General features: G+C 20.5%; 18 protein-coding genes. 13 read left to right on the top strand and 5 right to left on the bottom strand.

What is annotated here, in order from left to right:
• The first annotated feature begins 219 nt into the window (after positions 1 to 219).
• The gene (locus AAHM77_RS00090; RefSeq protein WP_342252098.1) at positions 220 to 2,187 is read left to right on the top strand and encodes a hypothetical protein; all 1,968 of its coding nucleotides are present in this window, start codon (positions 220 to 222) and stop codon (positions 2,185 to 2,187) included.
• A gap of 80 nt (positions 2,188 to 2,267) precedes the next feature.
• On the opposite strand, the gene AAHM77_RS00085 is transcribed toward AAHM77_RS00090, so the two are convergent.
• Positions 2,268 to 2,492, bottom strand: coding sequence for a hypothetical protein (locus AAHM77_RS00085; RefSeq protein ID WP_342252097.1), 225 nt, complete (start codon positions 2,490 to 2,492; stop codon positions 2,268 to 2,270).
• Between the two features lie 769 nt (positions 2,493 to 3,261).
• Between AAHM77_RS00085 and AAHM77_RS00080 the strand changes: the two genes are divergently transcribed.
• The 4 genes from AAHM77_RS00080 (at position 3,262) to AAHM77_RS00065 (ending at position 7,769) form a co-directional block, all read left to right on the top strand.
• Positions 3,262 to 3,453, top strand: coding sequence for a hypothetical protein (locus AAHM77_RS00080; protein ID WP_342252096.1), 192 nt, complete (start codon positions 3,262 to 3,264; stop codon positions 3,451 to 3,453).
• A gap of 554 nt (positions 3,454 to 4,007) precedes the next feature.
• A complete protein-coding gene (locus AAHM77_RS00075) occupies positions 4,008 to 7,136 on the top strand; it encodes an AAA domain-containing protein (RefSeq protein ID WP_342252095.1) in 3,129 nt (1,042 codons plus the stop codon).
• A gap of 26 nt (positions 7,137 to 7,162) precedes the next feature.
• Positions 7,163 to 7,390, top strand: a complete 228-nt coding sequence (locus AAHM77_RS00070) for a hypothetical protein (RefSeq protein WP_342252094.1) — start codon at positions 7,163 to 7,165, stop codon at positions 7,388 to 7,390.
• A 172-nt stretch (positions 7,391 to 7,562) separates the two neighbouring features.
• The gene (locus AAHM77_RS00065; RefSeq protein WP_342252093.1) at positions 7,563 to 7,769 is read left to right on the top strand and encodes a hypothetical protein; all 207 of its coding nucleotides are present in this window, start codon (positions 7,563 to 7,565) and stop codon (positions 7,767 to 7,769) included.
• Between the two features lie 37 nt (positions 7,770 to 7,806).
• On the opposite strand, the gene AAHM77_RS00060 is transcribed toward AAHM77_RS00065, so the two are convergent.
• Positions 7,807 to 8,745, bottom strand: coding sequence for a DUF4357 domain-containing protein (locus AAHM77_RS00060; protein WP_342252092.1), 939 nt, complete (start codon positions 8,743 to 8,745; stop codon positions 7,807 to 7,809).
• 391 nt (positions 8,746 to 9,136) lie between these two features.
• On the bottom strand, positions 9,137 to 9,796 hold the full coding sequence (locus tag AAHM77_RS00055; RefSeq protein WP_342252091.1) for a GIY-YIG nuclease family protein: 660 nt from the start codon (positions 9,794 to 9,796) through the stop codon (positions 9,137 to 9,139).
• Between the two features lie 373 nt (positions 9,797 to 10,169).
• Between AAHM77_RS00055 and AAHM77_RS00050 the strand changes: the two genes are divergently transcribed.
• From AAHM77_RS00050 to AAHM77_RS00025, 6 genes are all read left to right on the top strand, one after another.
• Positions 10,170 to 10,580 (top strand): hypothetical protein, encoded by a 411-nt coding sequence (locus AAHM77_RS00050; protein ID WP_342252090.1) that lies wholly within the window; start codon positions 10,170 to 10,172, stop codon positions 10,578 to 10,580.
• A gap of 34 nt (positions 10,581 to 10,614) precedes the next feature.
• Entirely contained in the window at positions 10,615 to 11,025 is a 411-nt protein-coding gene (locus AAHM77_RS00045; RefSeq protein ID WP_342252089.1) for a hypothetical protein, read from the top strand.
• On the top strand, positions 11,013 to 11,645 hold the full coding sequence (locus AAHM77_RS00040) for a hypothetical protein (RefSeq protein WP_342252088.1): 633 nt from the start codon (positions 11,013 to 11,015) through the stop codon (positions 11,643 to 11,645). The genes AAHM77_RS00045 and AAHM77_RS00040 overlap by 13 nt, the downstream gene beginning before the upstream one ends.
• 150 nt (positions 11,646 to 11,795) lie before the next feature.
• The gene (locus AAHM77_RS00035; protein WP_342252087.1) at positions 11,796 to 12,632 is read left to right on the top strand and encodes a hypothetical protein; all 837 of its coding nucleotides are present in this window, start codon (positions 11,796 to 11,798) and stop codon (positions 12,630 to 12,632) included.
• Between the two features lie 151 nt (positions 12,633 to 12,783).
• Positions 12,784 to 14,820: a hypothetical protein gene (locus AAHM77_RS00030; RefSeq protein WP_342252086.1), complete on the top strand. Its 2,037-nt coding sequence runs from the start codon at positions 12,784 to 12,786 to the stop codon at positions 14,818 to 14,820.
• A gap of 12 nt (positions 14,821 to 14,832) precedes the next feature.
• Positions 14,833 to 17,268, top strand: coding sequence for a hypothetical protein (locus AAHM77_RS00025; RefSeq protein ID WP_342252085.1), 2,436 nt, complete (start codon positions 14,833 to 14,835; stop codon positions 17,266 to 17,268).
• Positions 17,269 to 17,582: 314 nt separating this feature from the next.
• On the opposite strand, the gene AAHM77_RS00020 is transcribed toward AAHM77_RS00025, so the two are convergent.
• Positions 17,583 to 18,677: a restriction endonuclease subunit S gene (locus AAHM77_RS00020; RefSeq protein ID WP_342252084.1), complete on the bottom strand. Its 1,095-nt coding sequence runs from the start codon at positions 18,675 to 18,677 to the stop codon at positions 17,583 to 17,585.
• A gap of 35 nt (positions 18,678 to 18,712) precedes the next feature.
• Positions 18,713 to 19,432: a tyrosine-type recombinase/integrase gene (locus tag AAHM77_RS00015; RefSeq protein ID WP_342252083.1), complete on the bottom strand. Its 720-nt coding sequence runs from the start codon at positions 19,430 to 19,432 to the stop codon at positions 18,713 to 18,715.
• Positions 19,433 to 19,509: 77 nt separating this feature from the next.
• On the opposite strand from AAHM77_RS00015, the gene AAHM77_RS00010 reads away from it, so the two are divergent.
• Together AAHM77_RS00010 and AAHM77_RS00005 are read left to right on the top strand one after the other, a co-directional pair.
• A complete protein-coding gene (locus AAHM77_RS00010; RefSeq protein ID WP_342252082.1) occupies positions 19,510 to 20,658 on the top strand; it encodes a restriction endonuclease subunit S in 1,149 nt (382 codons plus the stop codon).
• A gap of 69 nt (positions 20,659 to 20,727) precedes the next feature.
• Positions 20,728 to 22,448 (top strand): hypothetical protein (locus AAHM77_RS00005; protein WP_342252081.1); only part of this gene is annotated, 1,721 nt, incomplete at its 3' end.

Raw genomic sequence — 22,448 nt, 5'->3', positions numbered from 1 at the left:
TAATATAAATAAAAGAGGAGAAGTTATTATGACAAGTTGGACAATTATAATTGTAGTTATAGCAGTTTTATTAATTGTAGTAACGCCAATTCTTACTTATTTGAACAAAGGAAATGAAAGGTGTGATAAATGCCATAAAGTGGTAAAAGAAGTTGATAGTTATTATTATGTCAGAAAATTTAAAAGCGCTATATATATGATTAGGAGATAAATATATTCATGGATGATAATAATGGAAAATCGTTAATAGAAAAAACAAAAGATTTTAAAAATTTTAAAAAATCATTAATGGATTATTTAAAAAGATGAGAAGAAAAAATTCAAAGAATAGATAAATTAGGTAAAAGTTGTCCATTAAATCTTTTATCTGAAAGATTAATTCCAAATTATAATTTTTTTAATATATATGGTGAAATAGGCAATGGTAAAACAACTTATTTAAATTTAATTGCTCCATTTTTTGAAAAAGAAAATAGAAAAATAATAAAATTTGATCATCATAATAAAAAAGAATATATTTTAAATGAAATAGAAAAATATAATGATGAAAAAATAATTTTCATCATTGATTCTACAAATGAAATAGAAAATTTTTTTATTGAGGATTTATTTCATAAAAATAATAATAAACTTAAACATTTTTTTATAGTGTCAAGTTGAGATCAAAATGATAATATTTATAGCTTTCTAGTAAGTCCTGATGATTCTTTTTTAAAAAAGGAAACTAAAAAAATTTTAAAATATTTTGATATTTTAGATTTCTCTATTAGAGAAAAAATGCTAATGAATGAAAATAAAAACTTGCCTGAATTACAAAAAAACTCTTCTCAAATCGATTTATGTTGAAAACTTTTTGAAAATATTTTTGAAAATATAAAAATTAAAAATTTTTATAAACAAATTGCTGAATCTAATCCTATTGAAATTGAAATGAATAAATATAATAATATTAAGGAAATTGAATATTTAAAAAAGCATCATTTAATTCAATTTAATAATTTTCAAAAAAAATGATTATTCTCTCATAGTAATATTACTATGATTTTATTTTTTAGAAAAAATTCTGAAAAATTAAAAAATTTAAATAAATTTACTGCCAAGGAAATTGATTATTGTAAAAAATTTCCTAAACATTTATTGTTTTGATTTCAAGAAATTAATAAAAGAAATAATATAATTAATAATCAAAAAATAATTATTAATTATATATATAAAAATAAAATAAATATAGATTTATTTTTACTGAATATTTTAAATTTAAAAGAAAAAGAATTAATAAATTTTATTACTGATGTTAATTATGAAAATAATCCATTAACTTTAAGAGATATAGAATTTTTAATAAAATACAATCAAGAACAGTTTATATATGAAAACTTAATTACTGGAAATATTGATACTTTAAAATATAAAATAAATATTAAAAATAAATATAATATTTATACTTTAATAATTTATTGAATTTTTTATGATTGAAATAATGAAAATAATATATTAAATGAAAATTTATTTGATGAGAATTTTAATTATGATAGTCAAAGACAATTTGATTATCACGAATTATCTTTTAATGATCACATTAAAAAAACATTATTAAAAAGAAATAAAAAAGATGATAAAAATTTTTTAGAATTTATTGATAATCAATTAAAAATTAATAATTCTAATAATAGATATAAAATAATTAATTTTATCTTTTTTAGATATATAAATGATTTTTTAGAATTAAAAATATATTCCGCTTTAGAAAAATCAAATTTACAGAACGAAATTTACGCTTATAAAGATAAAGGCAATAAAATTGATTTTTATTCTTTTGTTAGTAATTGTTGAAATATAAAAAATAATATTGAAATGAAAAATTTAGATACAATAATATACTCAATGCATAGATCTACAGGAATTTTACCACCCAGTAATTTTAATAATATAGACCACAGAATAAAACAATGTGGTGAGAATAATGGTCCAAATGATAGTGGCCCAAAAGATATAGACCACATTGGCCATAGAGCTGTAAATTATTTTTTATACAATAAATTTGAAAAAGAAATTAACAATATCGAACTAACAATTGATAGATCCCAAATATATCGGTACAAAGGAAAATTAAATGAAGAATTAACTTTTTTATTTATTAAATTTATTAAATTGATATTTCAAGAAAGTTTTTATATAACTAATTAAAATATTAATTATTATTTTAACTAAAAAATACATCAATTTATAAATTATTAATATCCTTATATTTTAATATATTTTATTATTTAATAATGTTTCTTGTTTTTTCATGCATTTTCTAAATTATATGGATCTATATTGTTTTTTTGAAAATAGTCAATAACTTTTTCAACATTATCCTTATTTTGAATTATAATTGTATTATTTAAATTACCTCTTACAATAGCTACATTACAGAGTAGAGAGGAATTACTGGATTCTTCTAATATTTTAAACTTATATTTATCTTTTTCCGAAAAAAAGTAAGGCAAAATAAAATTATTAAAATATATTATTTTCCTAAAATCACTTTGATTTAATAGCTTTGATTTTATACAGTTTATTTTATCCTTGTTTTCATAAATAACTTCAAAATTATCTACAGTTACATTATTATTTAAATAATTATTATTATATGAGTTTCCTTGCTGAATAATTTTATTATTAAAAGAAAGGTTATAATATTTTAAGAAAATTAATTCTTTTGAAATTAAGTTAAAAGTAAAACTAAAAAAATAATATATAAGAAAAGAGGAGAAATTGCTATTAGTACAGGCGGAATAGTCGCAATTGTTATTGCATGTGTTTTAATAATTATAGGATTACCACTTTTTAATTATTTAAATAGAGGCAATCAGAGATGTGATAAATGTCATAAAGTTGTAAAAGAAGTTGATATTTATTATTACATCAAAACATTCAATAAAGCACCTAGCAGATATAGATGTTCAATACATCCTTTAAGTAGTTATCGAAGAGAAGATGGTTTCCACGATAAATTATTAAGAAATCCTGATAATTTTAATTATGAAGTTTTAATAAATTGTCCTAAACAATATTTAGATTTTTTTTAAAGCTTATTATATTCAAAAGTATAATTCATATTATAATGGTTTTAATTTAAAAAAGTAATTATTCCCATTTATCTACTGAAGAAATAAAAATATTAAATTCATTTTTCAATTGTTTTTAAATTGTAAAATATTTAACCATTTTCTAATATGTATAATTTTGATATATTAAAAATATTAGGAGATATTTATGAAAGGGAAAATAAATAATTTATGTGGAATTAAAAATAAATTAGAGATTGAACTCTTAGATAAAAATATTATTTTTACTCCTAACGGTGATGGTAAAATATCTATTTCTAAAGGATTTGAAAACCTTTCACGTAATTGAAAAGTTAATAATTTAGAGGGTGAAGATATGTCAAAATCTATAATTTTTTAACCAAATATTTTACCTGATGATATTGAAATAATAACTGAAAAATAAATGGATTTAGTAATGAAGAAATCTGAAATTAATATAATTGAAGAGATGATTTATAATCATAGAAATTTTTAATATAAAACAGAAGAAATTTATCACGATTTAAAAATTTTTCTGAAAAAACAAACAAAAAATTGAAAGAAAACATACAGTTTGATTCTATACATGATTAAAGAATAAAGAAATAAAATATGATTTTACAGAAAATTATGTTTCTATTTTTTCCAAAAAATAATTCTAATTTTAAAATTTATTTGAAAAATTTAAAAGAAATTCTTCCAATTTAATAATATAATGATGATAATAATTTAAGAAATTTATTTCAATTATTTAAAATGAATGAATATGAAGATAATAAAATTAATTGTATTTTTTGGAAAGAAATTTTAACTTGGTTACAAAAAAAGATACAAAAATTGATAATTTTAAATACTAATATTTAACCATTTATTTTTTTATTTCATAATATGTTATTATTAAAATAAAATTGATTGGAAAAGAAAGATTTCAATATGACTGAGATTAATCCAAAAAATAAAAAATATTCTAAAATGTTAAATAACTTATTAGATATTAAAGATACAGATACAACTATTTTAGTAAAAATTAATAATCTAGATTCATTTGATGTCATTTCTAAATTTAGTTCAACAGCTGCAGAAACTATATTGCAAAATAAAGAATTTAATTTTGAGTTAGAAGAAAAAGATTTACACCAATTAGTCAAGGAGTTAAAACAGGTAACTGGTTATTTTGAAGTAGTTGGTTTGTTTGATAAGTATAAGGAATATTTAAGTGAATATGATCGATTATTATTACAAAAAAATAAAAATTATTTAAAAACTTTAATTGAAAAATTGGAAACCAAAGTCCAACAAACTGGTAAAAGATGAAATTCTTATATTAAAAAAATTATGGATATTCGAGAACGAGAAAATATCGAACCTCTCTATATTGCCACAGGTTTTATCACTGTTAAAACTGTATACAATGCTGTTTATGCACCATTATTATTAAAGACAGTAAATATTAATTTAGTTGGTTCAAAAATTCGAATCAATAATACAAGTGATTCCTTCATTATTAATGAAAAAGCTTTATTTTTATTGAATAAATCTGGATTTCATTTAAATGAAAATATTAATTTAAATGGGTTAAATCTTGAACAATGTTTAAATCTGTTATCTAAAGAATTAAATCTTGAAATTAAGAAACAGATGTTATTGAATGAATTCCAAAATTTACTACCATCAACAATTAATAATAAAAATATTATAGTTCAACCTGGAATAGTGTTGGGTGTCTTTAGACCATCTGGTAATTTTTTAAGAAAAAAAATGATGGAAATCATTGAAAATTATGAAATAGAAAATATTATTAATATTGATCCTAACAAACAAAATTTACATAATAAAATGATAGGTTTTATTAAAAATCATTCTCACTCAATTGTTAAAATTCAATCTTCTAACTATTCTCAAGATAAAGCGTTGTCTTCTGCTTTAATGCAAGATACAGTTATTTGAGGTCCGCCAGGCACTGGTAAATCACAAGTGATCGCTAATGTTATTGCTAACATTTTATACAATGACAAAACTGCCATAGTGATGTCACAAAAAAGAGCGGCCTTAGATGTTTTGAGAGATCGTTTACTTGGTTTAGAATCATTTGTCTTTTTTATTTTAAATGATATTAAAATGCCAAAAACAGATTTTTATAAACCCTTAAAAAAATTTATTAATTACATTGAGAAGGGTGGAGTTAATCGGCAAATTGCAAATAATAAATTAATTTCTAATGCAGAATTAGAAGCACTAAATATTATTGCAGAATTTAAAAAAAGTTCTAAATATCAAAACACTTTAGCAGCAGTAGAATTTTTAAAAGATTTTGATGATTTTTTTATTCATAAATGTTTTAGTTTAAACTTAAACTTAAAATATCCAACAGAAATAATTGATGATCAAAATGCATTTTTAAAAAAATTAGCAATTTTAAATAATATTACTAAAAGTAGTTTACTATTTGTTAAGTATTGACCAAAGGAATTTCATGAAGCCGGATTGCTAGCTTGAGAATTAGCACTTACTCATAAAATAGATTTAAACCACCTGCGAGAATTAGTTGCTAAAACAACCTGACAAGATTACCAAGAATTACAATCAATTCCATCCAAATTAGTTTCTAAAAATAAATATATTTCTAATGAAAAATATTTAATAGAAATTTTATCCTGCAAAATTCTTCAAAAAATTGAACAGTGAAAACGCAACGATCCAGATAAAATGAAAAAGTATAATGCTTTTTATGCTGCCATAAAAGCAGGTAGAGAAATCCCATATTATTTTTGAAAACATCATTACACAATAATTAAAGAATTTTTTCCAGTTATTATTACCACTCCAGAATCACATTTTATTAAATGAAACAGAGATACCTTTGATTATGCAATAGTTGATGAAGCTTCACAAATTCATTTGGAAGTTGGATTATCGATTCTCTATTTAGGTAAAATTAAAATTTTTGCTGGCGATTCTCAACAAATGCGTCCTACTTCTTGATTTACCATTCGTGATGTTGGAGATAATGTAGAAGAAGATGTGGTAGAAAATTCCGATTCCTTGTTAGATTATGCTCTTGAAAAGGGTGTGCACCAAATAATGTTAAATCAAAATTATCGTTCTTCATCAGCAGCATTAATGGCTTTTTCATCTAAAGAATTTTATAATTCTCAATTAGAAGTAATTGATAATAAAAAAACTGTTAAAAAACTGCCTATAGTAACCTTTAATGTGGAAGGCAAGTGAAATAATGGGGTTAATGTAGTAGAAATTAATAAAATGATTGAAACTGCTGAGAAAGTAATTGATAAATTTAAAACTATTATTTTGCTAACGTTTAACTATAATCAAAAATGATTATTAGAAAAAACTATTATGAGCAAACATCCAATATTAGCAAAAGCGATTGAAGAAGAACAAATTATGCTTAAAAACATTGAAAATATTCAGGGGGATGAAGCTGATTTAGTCATTATTTCAGTAGTTTATGATAAAACTACCGGCATGGGATATTCTTATGTGGCACGACCAGGTGGTAAAAATGCATTAAACGTTGCTATTTCTCGAGCCAGAGAAAAAATGATAGTTATTAAATCAGTGAAGGCATCAGAACTTCGTAGTGCTAATACTGAAGATTTTATTGTCTTTCAAAAATGATTAGCTTTTTTAGACTTACCACAAGAAGACCAAAAAACTTACTCAACTACTAATTTTCAATTAGAAGAATCACCAGGGGCAGTGGATTCTTATTTTGAACAAGATGTAATAAATTATTTAAAAACACATATTACAACAACAAAACCAGTTAAAATTATCAAACAATATCCAGTTGGCAGCAAAAGAATTGACATCGCTTTAACTGATGAAGAATCCAATTATTTATTAGGAATCGAAGTCGATGGTTATAAATATCATGAAGGCCAAGGATTTGATAAATATCTAGATGATCTATCAAGACAAAATTTCCTTCAAAATAAAGGTTATGATATTTTTCGTATCAAAGAAATCGATTGAAAAATTAATAAAATGGAACAATTAAAAAACTTAGAAATAATTATTAATGATAAATTAAATGTTTAATATTATGTAAAAAGAAAGAAAATAATATGAAAAAATTAGAGTTAAAAATTAAAAAATTATATGGTATTCAAAATGAGGAATATTTAACTTTTAATTTATGTAAAATAAATATTATTTTTGCACCAAATGGAGTAGGGAAAACATCTATAGTTAAAGGTTTTGAAAATTTTAAATTTAAAGATCAAAATTTGAAAAGAGATTTATACCCTATGTTATTGATAATAAAGATATGAAAGATTTTATCATCAATCTAACATTTTTATATTATAAATTTGCATATAATGATACTTTGGAAAAAAATTTAATTTTGAAAACGAAAATTCTGAAGTTAATATATATAAAGAAACAATTGAAAATTTAATTAATGAATATTGTAATAAAGCGACAAAAAAATCAGGTCTTGCAAATTATGAATGTCAACAAATTATGAACAGAGAAATTCCTGAAATACATTTGAGAAAGACAGCATTATGTTTTAGGGTTTATGAACAAATTGATAAAGATTGACCAATTAGTGAAGAGAATTTATTTGAACAAGATTATTTCCATAGATTGCATTATTATATATGCTCTCAAATAAATTGAAAAAATTTAAATTCAAAATTAATAAATAATTATAAAAATTTTTTATAATTATTTATTCAATAAAACCAAGATTAATTTTATTAAATTATTTTCTATAAATATCACTCATAGTTTTTAAATCTTGATTTTTTCATTCTGTTCAACCATTCGAAGCATTTCTTCTAAAAATGGCCGCACCTTGACTTGGTGAATTGAAAACATAATCCTTTGTTAAAATATATTTATTTTCTTTTAAAATTAAAATATTTTCTTCTAAAAGTTTTTTAAATACAAAAATCTCGGTTCTTTTCTTTTTGTAAATATGTTCAGGAAAGTCTTTAATTTGAGTTCAAGAACCTTTAAGAACTGTAAATTTCCCATTAACATAAAATGCTTCTGCATAATAATCTTTATGTTTTAAAAATAATTTATTTTTATCATTATATTCATCATTTATTGCTAAATTATCTTGTTGAGTATCTTTATTTTTTAACTTTTTAATGTTAGAAGTTTTTATTTTAAATATGTCAATATTAATTATTTCTAATAACTTTTCAATATCATTAATAAATTTGTTTCAAACTCCAGCTTCTTTTTTACTGATGTTAGCACCTTGGCCCTTATTACCATTTTGAACATTTATTTTTTCATTTCTACTAGATAGGTGAATTAAACTTTTTTCTATATAAAATAATTCTGTTGAACTTAATGAATTATCATTGGTTGTGATAAAAATTAAAAATTCAAAGTTTTGTTTAATATTATAATCTTCATTCGTTTCATTTTTACTATGTTGTTTTAATCTTTCTTCAAAATGTGTTGTTTGTCCAATGTATACATGTTCTTCATTATTTAAATTATTTGTACCAACTAATATGTAAATTCCTGCTTTATTTGCATAATCTCTACCAAGTTCTTCTTTGCTTAAAAAGTTAAGATGTTCTTGGGGTAATAGTAGTAAATCAATGTTACTACTAGTCATACTCATTGATTTCATTCCTTTATATTGATCACTAGAATAAATTGTTGTTTTGTTGCTTTGCATTATAAATAAATCCTTATTTAATTGAATATATATTAAAAATTAATTTATATTTAATTAATTTTTAATAATCTTATTTTTGTGTCATATATTATTATATTAGTTATTGCGATAAATTTTGTCAATTTCAACACCTTGAAAATTTTTTCATTCTGTCCAACCATTACAGATATTTCTTTTTAATATACAAGCACCTTGACTAGGTGAATTGAATATATAATCTGTAGCTAATGTATATTTATTATCTTCCTTATATTAATTTATTTTCTTTTAACATTTTTTCAAAAAGAACAGGGTAACCCTTACTTTTACATTTATATATATTATCAGGAAATTCTTGAACTTTAGTTCAAGAACCTTTTAGAACTGTAAATTTCCCATTAACATAAAATGCTTATGCATAGTAGTTATTATTTTCTGAGTCTTTTAAGTATAATTTATTTTTTTCATTATATGTAGTGGTAATGGAATCATCAATAATTTTTGTATTTACGATTATTTCTTGAATATTATTTGTTTTAGTTTGGAAAATATCTTCACCAATAATTATTAATAATTTTTTTATATTATTAATAAATTGATTATAAACTCCAGCTTCTTTACTATTAACATTGGAATGAGTTCCATAATTTTCATTTATAACTTTAAAATCACTATTTAAATTAGCACTTTCAATTAACTGTTTTTCTATATAAAATCTTTCAGTTGATCCTAATAAATTATTTATTGTACTAATAAATATTAAATAATTAAAATCTTGTTTTAAATTAAAATCATCTTTTATCTTTACATCTTTTCTATGTTGTTCAATTCTTTTTAATAATTCTTTTGTTTGTCCAATATAAGCATATTTTTTCCCATCATCATTATTTTTACCAATCAGAATATATATTCCAGCTTTTTTAGAATACTCATTTCCAGCTTTTTCATTTTTTAGATAAGAAGTATGTTCTTGGGGTAATAGTAATAAATCTATATTACTATTTGTCATTTCCATAAGTTTAATGCCTGGATATTGATCACTGAAATATATTTTTATTTTATGATTATTCATTTTTAAACCTCTAAAATATTAAAATTATTATAACTGATAATTAATTTTAATAGTTCCTTTTTAATATATACAATTTTATTTCATACATATATGAAATAAAGAAAATTCTTGATTATTTATTTTAATATATAATAAATTAGATAGTACCAATTATTATTCCACAAGTATTAATTATTTAAGAAAAGATAATCAGAGATTTGATAAATACAATAAAGTGACAAAAGAAACTGCTGGCTATTATTAAAAATATAAATAAAATCAATAAATAAAATATCGATAATATATTGTAAGCAAAAGATAATTTTAAAATAAAAAACCATTTATGATAAAATACAATCATAATATTTATAAAATTATACTGGAGATTAAAATTATGTTAGATTATGTAATTGATATGATTATAGATGCAATAATAAGATCTATAACTTATGCAATTGTAACTTCTGTAACTATAACAATTAGAAATAGTATTCGAAAAAGTATTTCTAAATCTATGCAAGATAAATTAGAAAAATTTGTTGGTGCTGATGGTGAAATTGATGAAGATAAAATTAGTTCATTGATCAAGGTGAATGTAAGACCATTAGGTTCTGGTTTGTATAATGTATCTGTAAAAGAAGATGTTTTTGGTGTTTTAGATGTAGAAATTGTGTCAACTAAACATACAGAAGATGTATTTAAACATATTAAAAAGGAATTAGTTATTTGCAAAATTAAAGCTAAATTAAGAAAAGATAATGATAAATTATTATTGATAGAAAATTTATTAGAAGGATTTGAATAATAAAAATATTAATTAAATTAGGGATTTAAAATTTATGAAAAGAATTAAAAGAATGTACCAAGAACTTTCTGAAAACCAAGATTTTTTAATTGAAAATCTAGGTATCATTGCTGATCATAATTCATTTGAGGTTGTAAAACAAAAAGATTCAGAAGTGCAAATAGTTTACTTTGATTGAGAATTATTTGATGTATCGGGATCGCCTTCAGATAATGAATGATTTGAAAAAATTGTCCACCATTTATTTTTAAAAAATTTACAAATACCTTTCATTAAATTTAATAAACAATATTATTTTATAGATTTTATTTTTGATGAAAATTTGTCATGAAAAAAATTAACAGAAGAAGAATTTGAAATTCTAAAAGAAGATTTTAGAAAAAATCATGAAAACAAAGTACTTTACCATATGAAAACACTCAATCCATTATTTTGGATTCATTAAAAAATAATGAAGTTATAAAAATAAAAGTTCAAGAATCTGAAATCGAAAATTTTAAAAATAAATATCAATTATTTGATAATTTAAATAATAATGAAGATAAAAAAAGTCAAATTTTATTATCAGCAACTATAGCAAGAGAATTACTTGTTCAATATTTTAATGATGAAAATCATTCGGTAAAAACATTAATAGAATATTTGGAAGAATATAGACATTATTTGACATGTGAGCAAAGTTTTAAAAATTTAAATTGAAAAATATTTAATTCTGAAAATAAAATTAATTTGGCATTATCAAAATTTATAAAATCTTTAGCCTTTATTTCTGAAAATGAAAAAAAAACTGATGAGTCTATATCTGAGTTTGTTCTTTCTTATGATATTGAAAAATTTGAGAGTTTTAATAAAACATTTCAATATATTTTACATAAGTATATGGTGGCTCTTAAAATTAGATTTTTAATCGAAAAAAAATATGGCAGAGATAGAAACAAATATCAAAAATTAATTTTAAATATTTATGAATTTTCTGAAATGATATTACATTTAAATAATCTACGTTGAGACGCAATTTTCGAAACACCTTTATATAAATTAAAAAAATATTATGATTTAATATAAAAAATAAAATAATATAAATAATTAATTCTTATAGATAATTTTTAAATTTATAGATTTGAAAATCAAATAAATTAAATAATGAATATATAAAAAATAAATATTAAATAAATAATTTTTTATAATTTAATACAAATAATTTAGGAGTAAGTGATGAATAAGAGTGATATAGAAAAACTACTTTGTGAATTTAATAAAATAGAATTATTTGAAGAATATAATGGGTCTAAGGTATTATCTAAAAATGCAGTTATACTTTTGAACGAAATATATAATTCTTATTATCCTTATCCATCTGTCAAAGATAATGAAAAAAAAGAAATAATTTTAAAAAATTTAAATATTCTTTCTGAAAAAAATTATGAACAATATTTAAAAGAATGAAAAAATAAAAAAGATAAAAATTCAGATAGAACTAATATCTTTTTTATACCGAAAGGTTTTGAAACTAATGAGTTAGACACCACTTTTATAAATAAAAAAAAGATTCCCATTCCCATTCCTGTACATGAAGAAATAGTTTATTTATTAAGACCTAATTATTGCATACCTACAAAAACGTGATTAAAACTTCTTCAAGCTGCTAAAATAAAATGGCATGTAAATGGTGAAAGTCATAAAAGTCCAGACTTAATTTTTGAATATAAAGATAAAAAAATTGGTGTAGAAGTCACAAGGGCTAAAATACCAAATGTTATATCTAATGTGACAGAAAAACAATTTTCTCAAATAATTAAAAAAGAAAAAGTAATGGAAACCTCTCAGTATGATGCTGCAATAAAAGCGATTGAAAATAAAAATAGAAAAATAGAAAACTACATTAAATGTGATGAATATATTTTAATTATTTTAATAAATCCTTTAATAAATCCTATTAGAGAAGAAGATGATGATAGCGGAGAATGCTCTACTAAAATGTTTCTTCAAATAAAAATATGAGATTACTTAAAAGAAAATCCAACAAAATTTAAAGATGTTTTAATTGCGTAAAAATTAAAATAATATTTTATTATTAATAGAAAAAATAATGAGAAGAATTATTTTTAAAATTCTAAAAAACATATAATAAATACTAATATAAAATTAATAAAAATAATATTTCTAACTTTAAATTTATATGAATAAAGGATTAAATTTATTTATGAAATTAGTTATAAAAAATTATTTTGGAATTAAAAATAAAATTGAAATCCCTATTAAAAATAAAAATGTAATTTTTGCTCCTAATGGTGTCGGTAAAACTTCTATCGCTAAAGCTTTGCAACACGGAATTGGCAATAAAAATAAATCATCATTAACATTTGATGAATTGAAGTTATCTAAAAATGTTCCAGAATCTTCATATATATCATTTTTAGATGATAATGATAATGAAATTCATTATATTAAAAATAATAATTCGAATTTCATGGATTATAAATCTAATGTATTGTGGGTTAATGATGATAAAATAAATAAATTAAATATTAATGATCATACATTAGAAAAAATTGAAGTAGAAAAAATCATTTACAATACAATTTCAGATAAATATTATAAACAGTTTTCTGTATTGATTTATGAAGATTTAATAGAAAAATATAAAAATGCAATTAAATATATTGAAGGCAAAATACCATTAAGCAGTAATATAAAAAGATTAGGCTTTATATATGGTTATCTTTATGAAGATATAGTTGACCCCATTAACGATCATTCAGATTATATTGAAGAATTAATTACAGATTTAAAGTCTTTTAATAGTAAAAAAATTAAAAAAACAATTGAAGATAATTTAAATTTAATTCAAAAAAGTGATGATTATAAAAATTCGCTTAATAATAAAGATAATTTCGATACTACACTAATAAAAGAAATAGTTTTATTTCTAGCTGATTTTGTAAATGGTAAAAAAACTTGCTATGGTAAAAAAATTTACAATGAAAATATATTTAAATTTAACGAACAACAGGATTTAGATAATTCTACTATATCTTATAAGGAAATAAAAAATTCGCTAGAAAAATATAAAGAATATTTATTTTTAGAGTGTGTATTGATTTATTTTCAAAATAATAATATTCAATTAAATAAAATTTTTGATGACATTGAAAATAATAAAATAAATTTTCCTTATAACTTCAATAGTATTGCCGATGAATTGAATAATAATTTATTAAAGGCATCTTTTTTGAAATGAAATATAAAAATAAAGCATATAACACAATATAAAGAAAATTTAAAATTAATAAATTATAATGATGATGAAGAATTAGATATAACTACTAATATTAATTTTTCTACTGGGCAAATTAAAGTTTTAAAAACTATTTTATATTTAATTCAATCAGATCAATATGAACTAATTATTATGGATGATATTTTTACATCTTTAGATTTAGATAATACACAGTTATTAGTTAATTATTTTATGGGGTTAAAAAAGAAATGAATATTGCTAACACACAACTATAATTTATTTACTAATTTAATTTTTTCAATAAATAATTCAGAATTAGAAAAAGAAAATATTCAAGCTTCATTTTTAGACACTTATGGTAATGAACAAATAATCGTAACAAGCATCAAACCAGAAGAAATTAATGATCTTCAAAAGAATTCTTGTTTATTAAAATTAGAAACATCTTGTGAAAAGAGTAAAGCATTATTTTGCGCTACTATATTCCATGAAATTATTGATCAATATTTTAATGATTTTGATGATAATGAAATTAAAAAAATAAAAGATTTTTTAAATAAAAATTATAGACATTTTAAAAAATCTAATACTAATTTTTCAGATTTTGCATCAAAATTTTCAAATACAATTTCCGCTGCAAATTTCGCTTTTCAAAACATGATTTACTTAAAAATAATTGCAGTGGCACAGTCTGATGAGAAGATTACTAATTTTGTGTTAAATTATAATCCATTATTGAAATTTAAAAATATTTTAGATTACATTATCAATAAGTATATGCTTGCTTTACAAATCAGATTCAAAATAGAAAAAATAGAAAAAGAAATAAAAAATAGTTCTTCTGATAATAATAAAATTGTGGAATGAAATGAACAATTAATTTTAAGTGTAGAACATATTTTACATTTAAATAATCTTCGATGAGACGCAATTTTTGAAACACCTTTGTATAAATTGAAAAAATATTATGATTTAATTCAAGAAAAAAATAAATATTAAAGGATTGCTACAATGGACAAGAACAAGATTGAAACAACATTAAAAATATTTCAAACAGAAGATTATAATCTTTTCGCTTCAATGCTAAATCAAAGAATTAGTAAGTGATTTTTTAACAAAGATAATCCTGATAATGATAATGTAATTCAAAATTTTCTATTTTCACAATCTTATAAAAATAGTTTTTATTTATGAGGACCATCAGGTTCAGGGAAAACTGAGTACATAAATAATTGAATTACTAATGATAAACCAAATTATATCCAAGAAATTAAGAAAATAACAAAATTATCAGAAATTGATGACGAAAAAATATTTTATATTTTTGATGCAATAAATGAATCTAATGATTTTGATGAAAGTAAATTGCAAGAAATTTTAAAAGATAAAAACATTTTTATAATTTTTTCTGGTTGAAATAGTTTAAAAATGTTTGAAGGTTATAACATAAATCCTAGTGAAGAAATTGTAATATCAAAAGGGTGAAATAAGATTAAAAAATATGAATGAAATAATTCTTTTTCTATAAGAGAAAAATATCTTATGTGCAATTTATTAGATGACAAGGAATATGTAAAAAAAATAAAAGACAAAGAATGACATTCTATAATTTGAAAAGCTTTTGAAAGAGTTTTCAAAGAAGCTTTTCCAGATTATAAGAAGGAAATGGAATATTTTAAAAATAAAATTAAAATCAACCCCTTTAAAATTGATGAGGATAATAGTTTAGAATTTCAAAATTTAAAGAAAAAAAATATAATTCAATTTAATCAAGAGAAAAAAAGTTACATATATTCTCACTTAAATTTAACTTGTCATTTATTTTTAAGAGATTACATAGATGAAATCAAAAATTTAAATTTCAATAGTTTAAAACCAGATACAAAAAAAGTATTTATTGAACTTTGAAAGACACAACCGCATCATTTTATATGTTGATGTAAAATACTAAAATTAGAATCAAACACAATTTTAAATTTTGTAAAAAAAGAACTTATAAAAATTCCTGTGTTTTCCCATAAATTATTAGATGATAAACTGATTGATTGCACGATTAAATATTCCAAATTAAATTTTGAAGATTTAAAAATATTATCGGAGAAAAATAAATATAATAGAATTTATTGTGAATATCTTTTAGAAAATATAAATGCAGACATTGAATTGAATAAAAATAATTTACATGCAGATGATATTGTCTATTTTGTATATTCTATTATGAGTCCGATAAGAGGTGATGATTTTTTTCCAAAAGTTATGAATTCTATGAAAATTTCTAATTTTCAAAATAAAATTAAATGAATCAATAAAAAAAATAGACAAAAAATGTTAAATTATATTTTAGGTAGATATATACAGGGTTATATTGATTCGAATTTTTCAGCATTAAAAATATCTCAATTAGAAAATATATTATTTTCTAATTGAGATATTAACAATAAAATTACTTTTTATGATTTTGTAGATAAATGTGTTTTAAATTTAATATTATTATTTAAAGATAATTATTCTTTTGGCTTTGCAGAATGTTTCGATGCTGTTTTGAATTGTGGCAAAGGTCGCAATTCAATATTGAATGCTTCCTCTAATTATTCTAAATTTAATGCTATTTTTAAATGTTTAAGAAATAACTCTAATCCTCTAGAATATGACATAAAAAATATATTTGAAATTGCTCATCGTTATGTTAATGCATGAATGTATATATTATTTGAAAAATCACATAATCCTATAAGTATAAAAGAGATGTGTTTGTATTATAGAAAACAATATTTTGATGGGACATTTCATAAAGGGACAGAAATAACAGATCCATTTGAAAAATTTATGATGCTTTTATTTAAAAGATATATCTATTCTACTAAAAATGAACCTCATTATAATAAAAAATTCGATTACAATTTACCTGTTTTGTCAAATAAAGTTCAGTATTTGCTTGCTCTTGATGATTGAAAAAATTTATTATTGGAAATTAAAAATTATTTACTTAAAAATCCTAATTTAATAGAGTTGGAATGAGAGATAGATAAATTTATAGGAAAGGGAGGACTTAATATTTTATGGATTAGGACTTATAATATATATGAAATTGAAGATGATGAAGCTCCGAAAAATGCTATTTTAAGAGGGATGGAAATATATGATCCAACAGGTATAAAATATAAAATTCAAAATAATCAGAAAGTTTTTCTGTCTAATCAGAATAAATTTTATAAATTTATAATTTCATATAGATTAGATGGTAATACATACGGAAATAAAATACTTGATAAAACATTTGAAATTGAATTATTAAATAATAACTTTAAATTTAAAGAATTACCTTACATAGACATAACATCATGAAATATTTCTAATCATTCAAAAATGCAAAGCAAATATGATAAATATGAGAATGAAATTCTACCTTGTATTAAAAATAATTATAAAATAAATAATTTAAAATAATTATAAAATTTATTGATTCAATATTTAAGTTTTTAAATTTCATAAAATTAAATTTTCCATTAAAATATTTATAGACATAAAGTATATTTATTTTAATTTTAGAATTAAAATATTTTTTTTTCAAAAAATTTAAATAGAAAAACTAAGTTTTTTTCTTTTTATAAATATGTTTTAAATATAATATATGTTAAAGGAAATTAAAATTATGAAAAACAAAATTATCTTAATTGGTAATGGAATAAACATTATTCATATTTTATGAACTTTGAATGAAATTTCGTAATAAATAATTATAAATAAGTTTTTGTATTTATTTATTTTATTAAGAAGTTAATTAAATAATTTTTTAATATTTTTAATTTATTTATAATTTTTAATTTATTAACATATGAAAGATTATAATTTTTCATATGTTTTTCATATTTGTCAATATAAATATTTAAATCCATAATATCATTATGAGTTATATTTTTTTGGGCAGCTCCAGTTGCATTGGTCAGTAATATATTTTTGTAATATTCTATAGCACTTTTAACTTGCAAACTATAATCCGTTCTTAACAAAAGTGTTCTTTGATTATTGACTCAATTATTATCAGTTATAATATCTGCACTGCCAATAGTGCCAGATAAACCTGTTATAACATCACCAGGTTGTGCTAAATTATTTTTTTCAAGATTTGTTAGTTCAAATTGTTGCTTGTCTAAAATATTTCTAATTTTAAATATTTTATATTTCCCTGCATCAATTATATCTGTTTTTTTATAGGCATAACCATTTGAATATTTTGTGATTATGTTTTTAATTTTATTATTTGTAGAGTCTGAATTAAAATTCTGAATTAAAATTTCTTTTTTATTAATTTTAGATATTATTTTTTCTAAAATAGATATTATTTTTTCAATTGGTTCTATAATGTCAATTATAGATTGTTGAGTATTTAAATCAGGTATTTGAATAATTACCTTTTGCAAATCTTGCTGAGAGATATTAAATCTAGTATATCCAGTAGCATATTTTTGAACTTCATGTCTAAAACTATTACTTCTGAATAAATATGAAGCATATTTTGGTAATAATATATTATGATCAAATCTAAATCTTTTAGAAAAACCATTAAAGATAGCTGGAGAAGAAGATAAATATAATGTAGAGAAAGCAATTTCATCTGGTGTTTCCGATGAAGCAGTAAAGAAGGCGTCACCTCATAAACAATTATATTTTTCTATTTCCGATTCTTTTGCATTATATTTTTTTAAATTTATATTATCGTCAATATAAAAATTTCTAAAAATATCCATATAATTTAAAAATTTAACACCTTGACCATATCTTTCTTTATTTAAAGTTGATATTCCACCTTTAAATGTTCCGATATCACCTAGTTTATATTTTTTTATAATAGCCATTATAAAAGCGACTAATAATATTAGTCGCTTTTATTTTAGAAATATTTATTAATTTCTTTTTTAATATCATTTTCGTTAAAGTGCATGTAACTAGCGGTAGTTTCTAATTTAGAGTGACCCATTAGTTTTTGGATAATTTTAATATTAGCACCTTCCTTGGATAAGTGAGTACAAAATGATCTGCGAAAAGTATGTGGTGTTACTCAACTATCAAAATAGAGATGAATATATTTATAGACATTATGCCTACTAATAGCTTTTAATACGTGATGTTCTTCTTTTGTGAGATTAAAGATTAATGGTACAGTTCTAATTTTATTTCCTTTACCATTAACTAATAAATTATTATTTTGAATTGATGATTTTTTAATTTCTGAGATTCGAATGCCAGTAAAATATAATAATTGAAATAATTGATAATGAGTTTTATGTTTAACTGTTTTTAATATCTTATTAAAATCATAATAATTAATTATTTTAAATAATTTACGATTAATTTTTGGTGTTCTAATTTCATTAATAATATTAATTCATTTAATTTTTAAATATTTTAAGTATTTAATTAATACTTGTTTATGAAATTCCACACTAGCTGGTTCATAATTGTGAATAAGATAAATAATATATTCTTTAGTAGAGTTCTTATTAATTTTATGATTAATATACTTTAAATATTTATTTAATGAACTTTTATAAGCATAAATAGTATTTTTAGAATAATTATTTTTATATAGATAAAATAAAAATTTTTCCATAATAATAAATCCTCTCTTTTAATATATTAATACCTTTATAAATATAGTATGATTTATATATAAAGAGGTTGATTATAATGGCTATTATAAAATTTAAAGATATATGAAGCAGTAAACCTGTTTATGGTTCTGGTTTAGCAGCAGAAGATGAAGGTAAATATAAATATTTAACTCAATCTGAAATCAATAGTTTCATAATCACAAAATATACTAATGATAATTCTAAAATGTTGCAAAAAAATGATTTTTTAATTTCTAGAGCAGGAACTATAGATGTTTATTACCACAATAAAGATGAAGAAATTGCTTTTGCTGGGTATCTAGTAAAATACAATATAAATAAAAATATTTGTTTAAACAAATATTTTTATTTATATTGTAAATCTCATATGCAAGAATTGATAAGTCTTTCATCATCTGGTTCAACTATGCCAAAATTAAATCCACCTGATTTAATGGACTGAAAAATTAAAATACCTGACATCGAAACTCAAAAATCTATAATTGACATTATAGAAAGCAATAAAGAATTATTTTTGAAATATATAAAATATATACCTTTGGATAATTTGGAAAATTGTAAAAAGAAATGTCAAATTATAATTGACATTATAGAGCCTATAGAAAATATTTCTTTTGTTTTAAATAGTTTGAAATTAAAAATAATAAATATTATTTCTAAATATGGAGATATGATTTTAAATTATGGAAAAGAATCTTTCAATTTATCAAAACAAAAAGAAGAAAAATTTAATAATTGTTATTATTCTAGAACTGGTGAAATCGGTGATTTTAATAATGAAATAAGTGGTTATAATTATTTTAAAGAACCACCTTCAAGAGCCAAAATATTATTAACTCCTAATAATCTTTATATTTCAAGATTAGAAGGCGAAAGAAAAATTTTATTTACAAAATATAAAAATCTTAAAAATTTAATAATTTCAAGTGGAATGAGGGGATTGTATTCAGATAAATATAAATATTCACAGTTCTCAGTTTTAATGTCAGATTCTTTTTTTAAATTTAAAGAAATTTATTCAACAGGAACAACTATGCAAGGATTGAATGATAAATCATTAAATATTTTTTTTGATAAAAATAAATTCAATCCAAATTATGAAATTATAATTAAAGAATTATTTAAATTGATGTCAGCTTCAACAGAACTTTTAAGAAAAATAAATTTAGTCCAAAAAAAATTAATTTCATTACTAGTAAACTAAAATTCAAAATCATTTTATTTTCTATATAATTATTTTATATGAAATATTTTGTATTGATTGGTAAATAACATGAAGGTAAAAGTAAAAGATCTATATGGTATTAAAAATGAAATCATTTTAGATTTTAGTAAAAAATATAATGTTGTATTTGCACCAAATGGTAGTGGTAAGACATCAATAGTTAACGGTTTCAAATGCAAAAATAATAACAGTGAATGTAAAATCAGCATAGACGGTAGAGGGATTAATGAATCCATCTCTTTAGAAAAAATTGATTTTAAACCAAATAATAATTTTTATATATTAGAGTCACAAACATTAAATAATTGTTTTGATATTAATGACGAAAATATATCAAAAAAAATTTTACGAATGATAGAGCAGGAATACAGCAAAAAGAATAAAAAATTTGATGAATTTAAAGAATGACTGACCTTACAAAGTAAAATTTTTAAAGATACTGAATCTAGTGTTGGACAGCATTTGAAACATACTTTTCTTGGCTATAATGATTCATTCATTTTTAATTACAAAAATAATATTTTAATTGGAAAAATTAGTTCCTTAAGAATTGATTATGAAAATTTACATAATAATAATATAGAAGATATATTGTTTTGAAAAAGAAAAATATTTAATGATGTTGTAATACCAATAAAATATGGTGATTTAGATACATATTCAGAAAAAAACAAAATAAAATATTTAGATGATGTTGTAAAATTTTGATTTTTTATAAATTTAAATTTTAATATTGATAGTGAGGAATTATTTTTTAATTTTATAAGAAATGATAAAATTTCTGTATATGATATTTTCTTTACTAAAAATAGTTTATTTCCTAATTTTATAAAAGAATACAATGATGATGTTTCAGAATTAAAATTAAATCCAGATGTTAAAAATTTTAATTTTATAAATAAAGATAGTTTTAATATTTTAAAAAAATATTTGCAAATCAAAGAAAAATTTTTAGATGAAAAAAATATAAACATTAGTGAATATAAGGTATTGGTTAATCAAATAAGATGGATGTTTGAAGATAAGTCGTTTGAATTAGATGCAGATGCCTTTATAATTTTTTTAAAAAATAATAAAAGTAACAATGATTATAAAAAAATGACTAGTGATTTAATAACTACTAAAAAGTTTTATCTTAAAAAATATAATAATGTTTTTGAAGAAATAAAAAATAAAATAACTAATATAAAAACATTGAAATGAAAAATTGACATTGAAATAAATAAAAAAAACAATTTGCCATCATTGCATTTTTTGAATTGAAATAAAACTGTTACTAAAGAAAAATTTTTAAATTATGCATCTGAGGGACAAAAAAATATTATTGCGATAATTTTATCTTTTATTTTTGCAAATGATAAGAAATGATTGATTATAGATGATGTTTTTTCTTCCTTTGATTTGGATAATATTCAAATTATTGTAAACCAATTAAATTCTTTTGAAAAAAATGTAATAATTTTTACACATAATTATTACATTTTTACTAATATTATTTTTAATATCACAAAAAACATTAATTCATTTATTATGGATTCATTTGATGAAAACACTGTTTTTATATTTAGATTAAGCAAAAAAGATGTCAATAAATTAAAATATACTAAAGATATAATTAAAAAATTTAGTGAACATATTAATCTAGAAGAAAGATCTTTAATTGGGGCGACAATAATATATGAATTATTTAATCATGTAACTTATTTTGATTTATTCGATGATACAAAAATAGATGAATTAAATGAAGCTTTAAATATTTATAGACATTA

Source organism: Spiroplasma endosymbiont of Amphibalanus improvisus (assembly GCF_964030645.1).
Lineage (GTDB): Bacteria > Bacillota_I > Bacilli_A > Mycoplasmatales > Mycoplasmataceae > CAXIPX01.
This window is presented reverse-complemented; position numbering and strand designations above follow the sequence as displayed.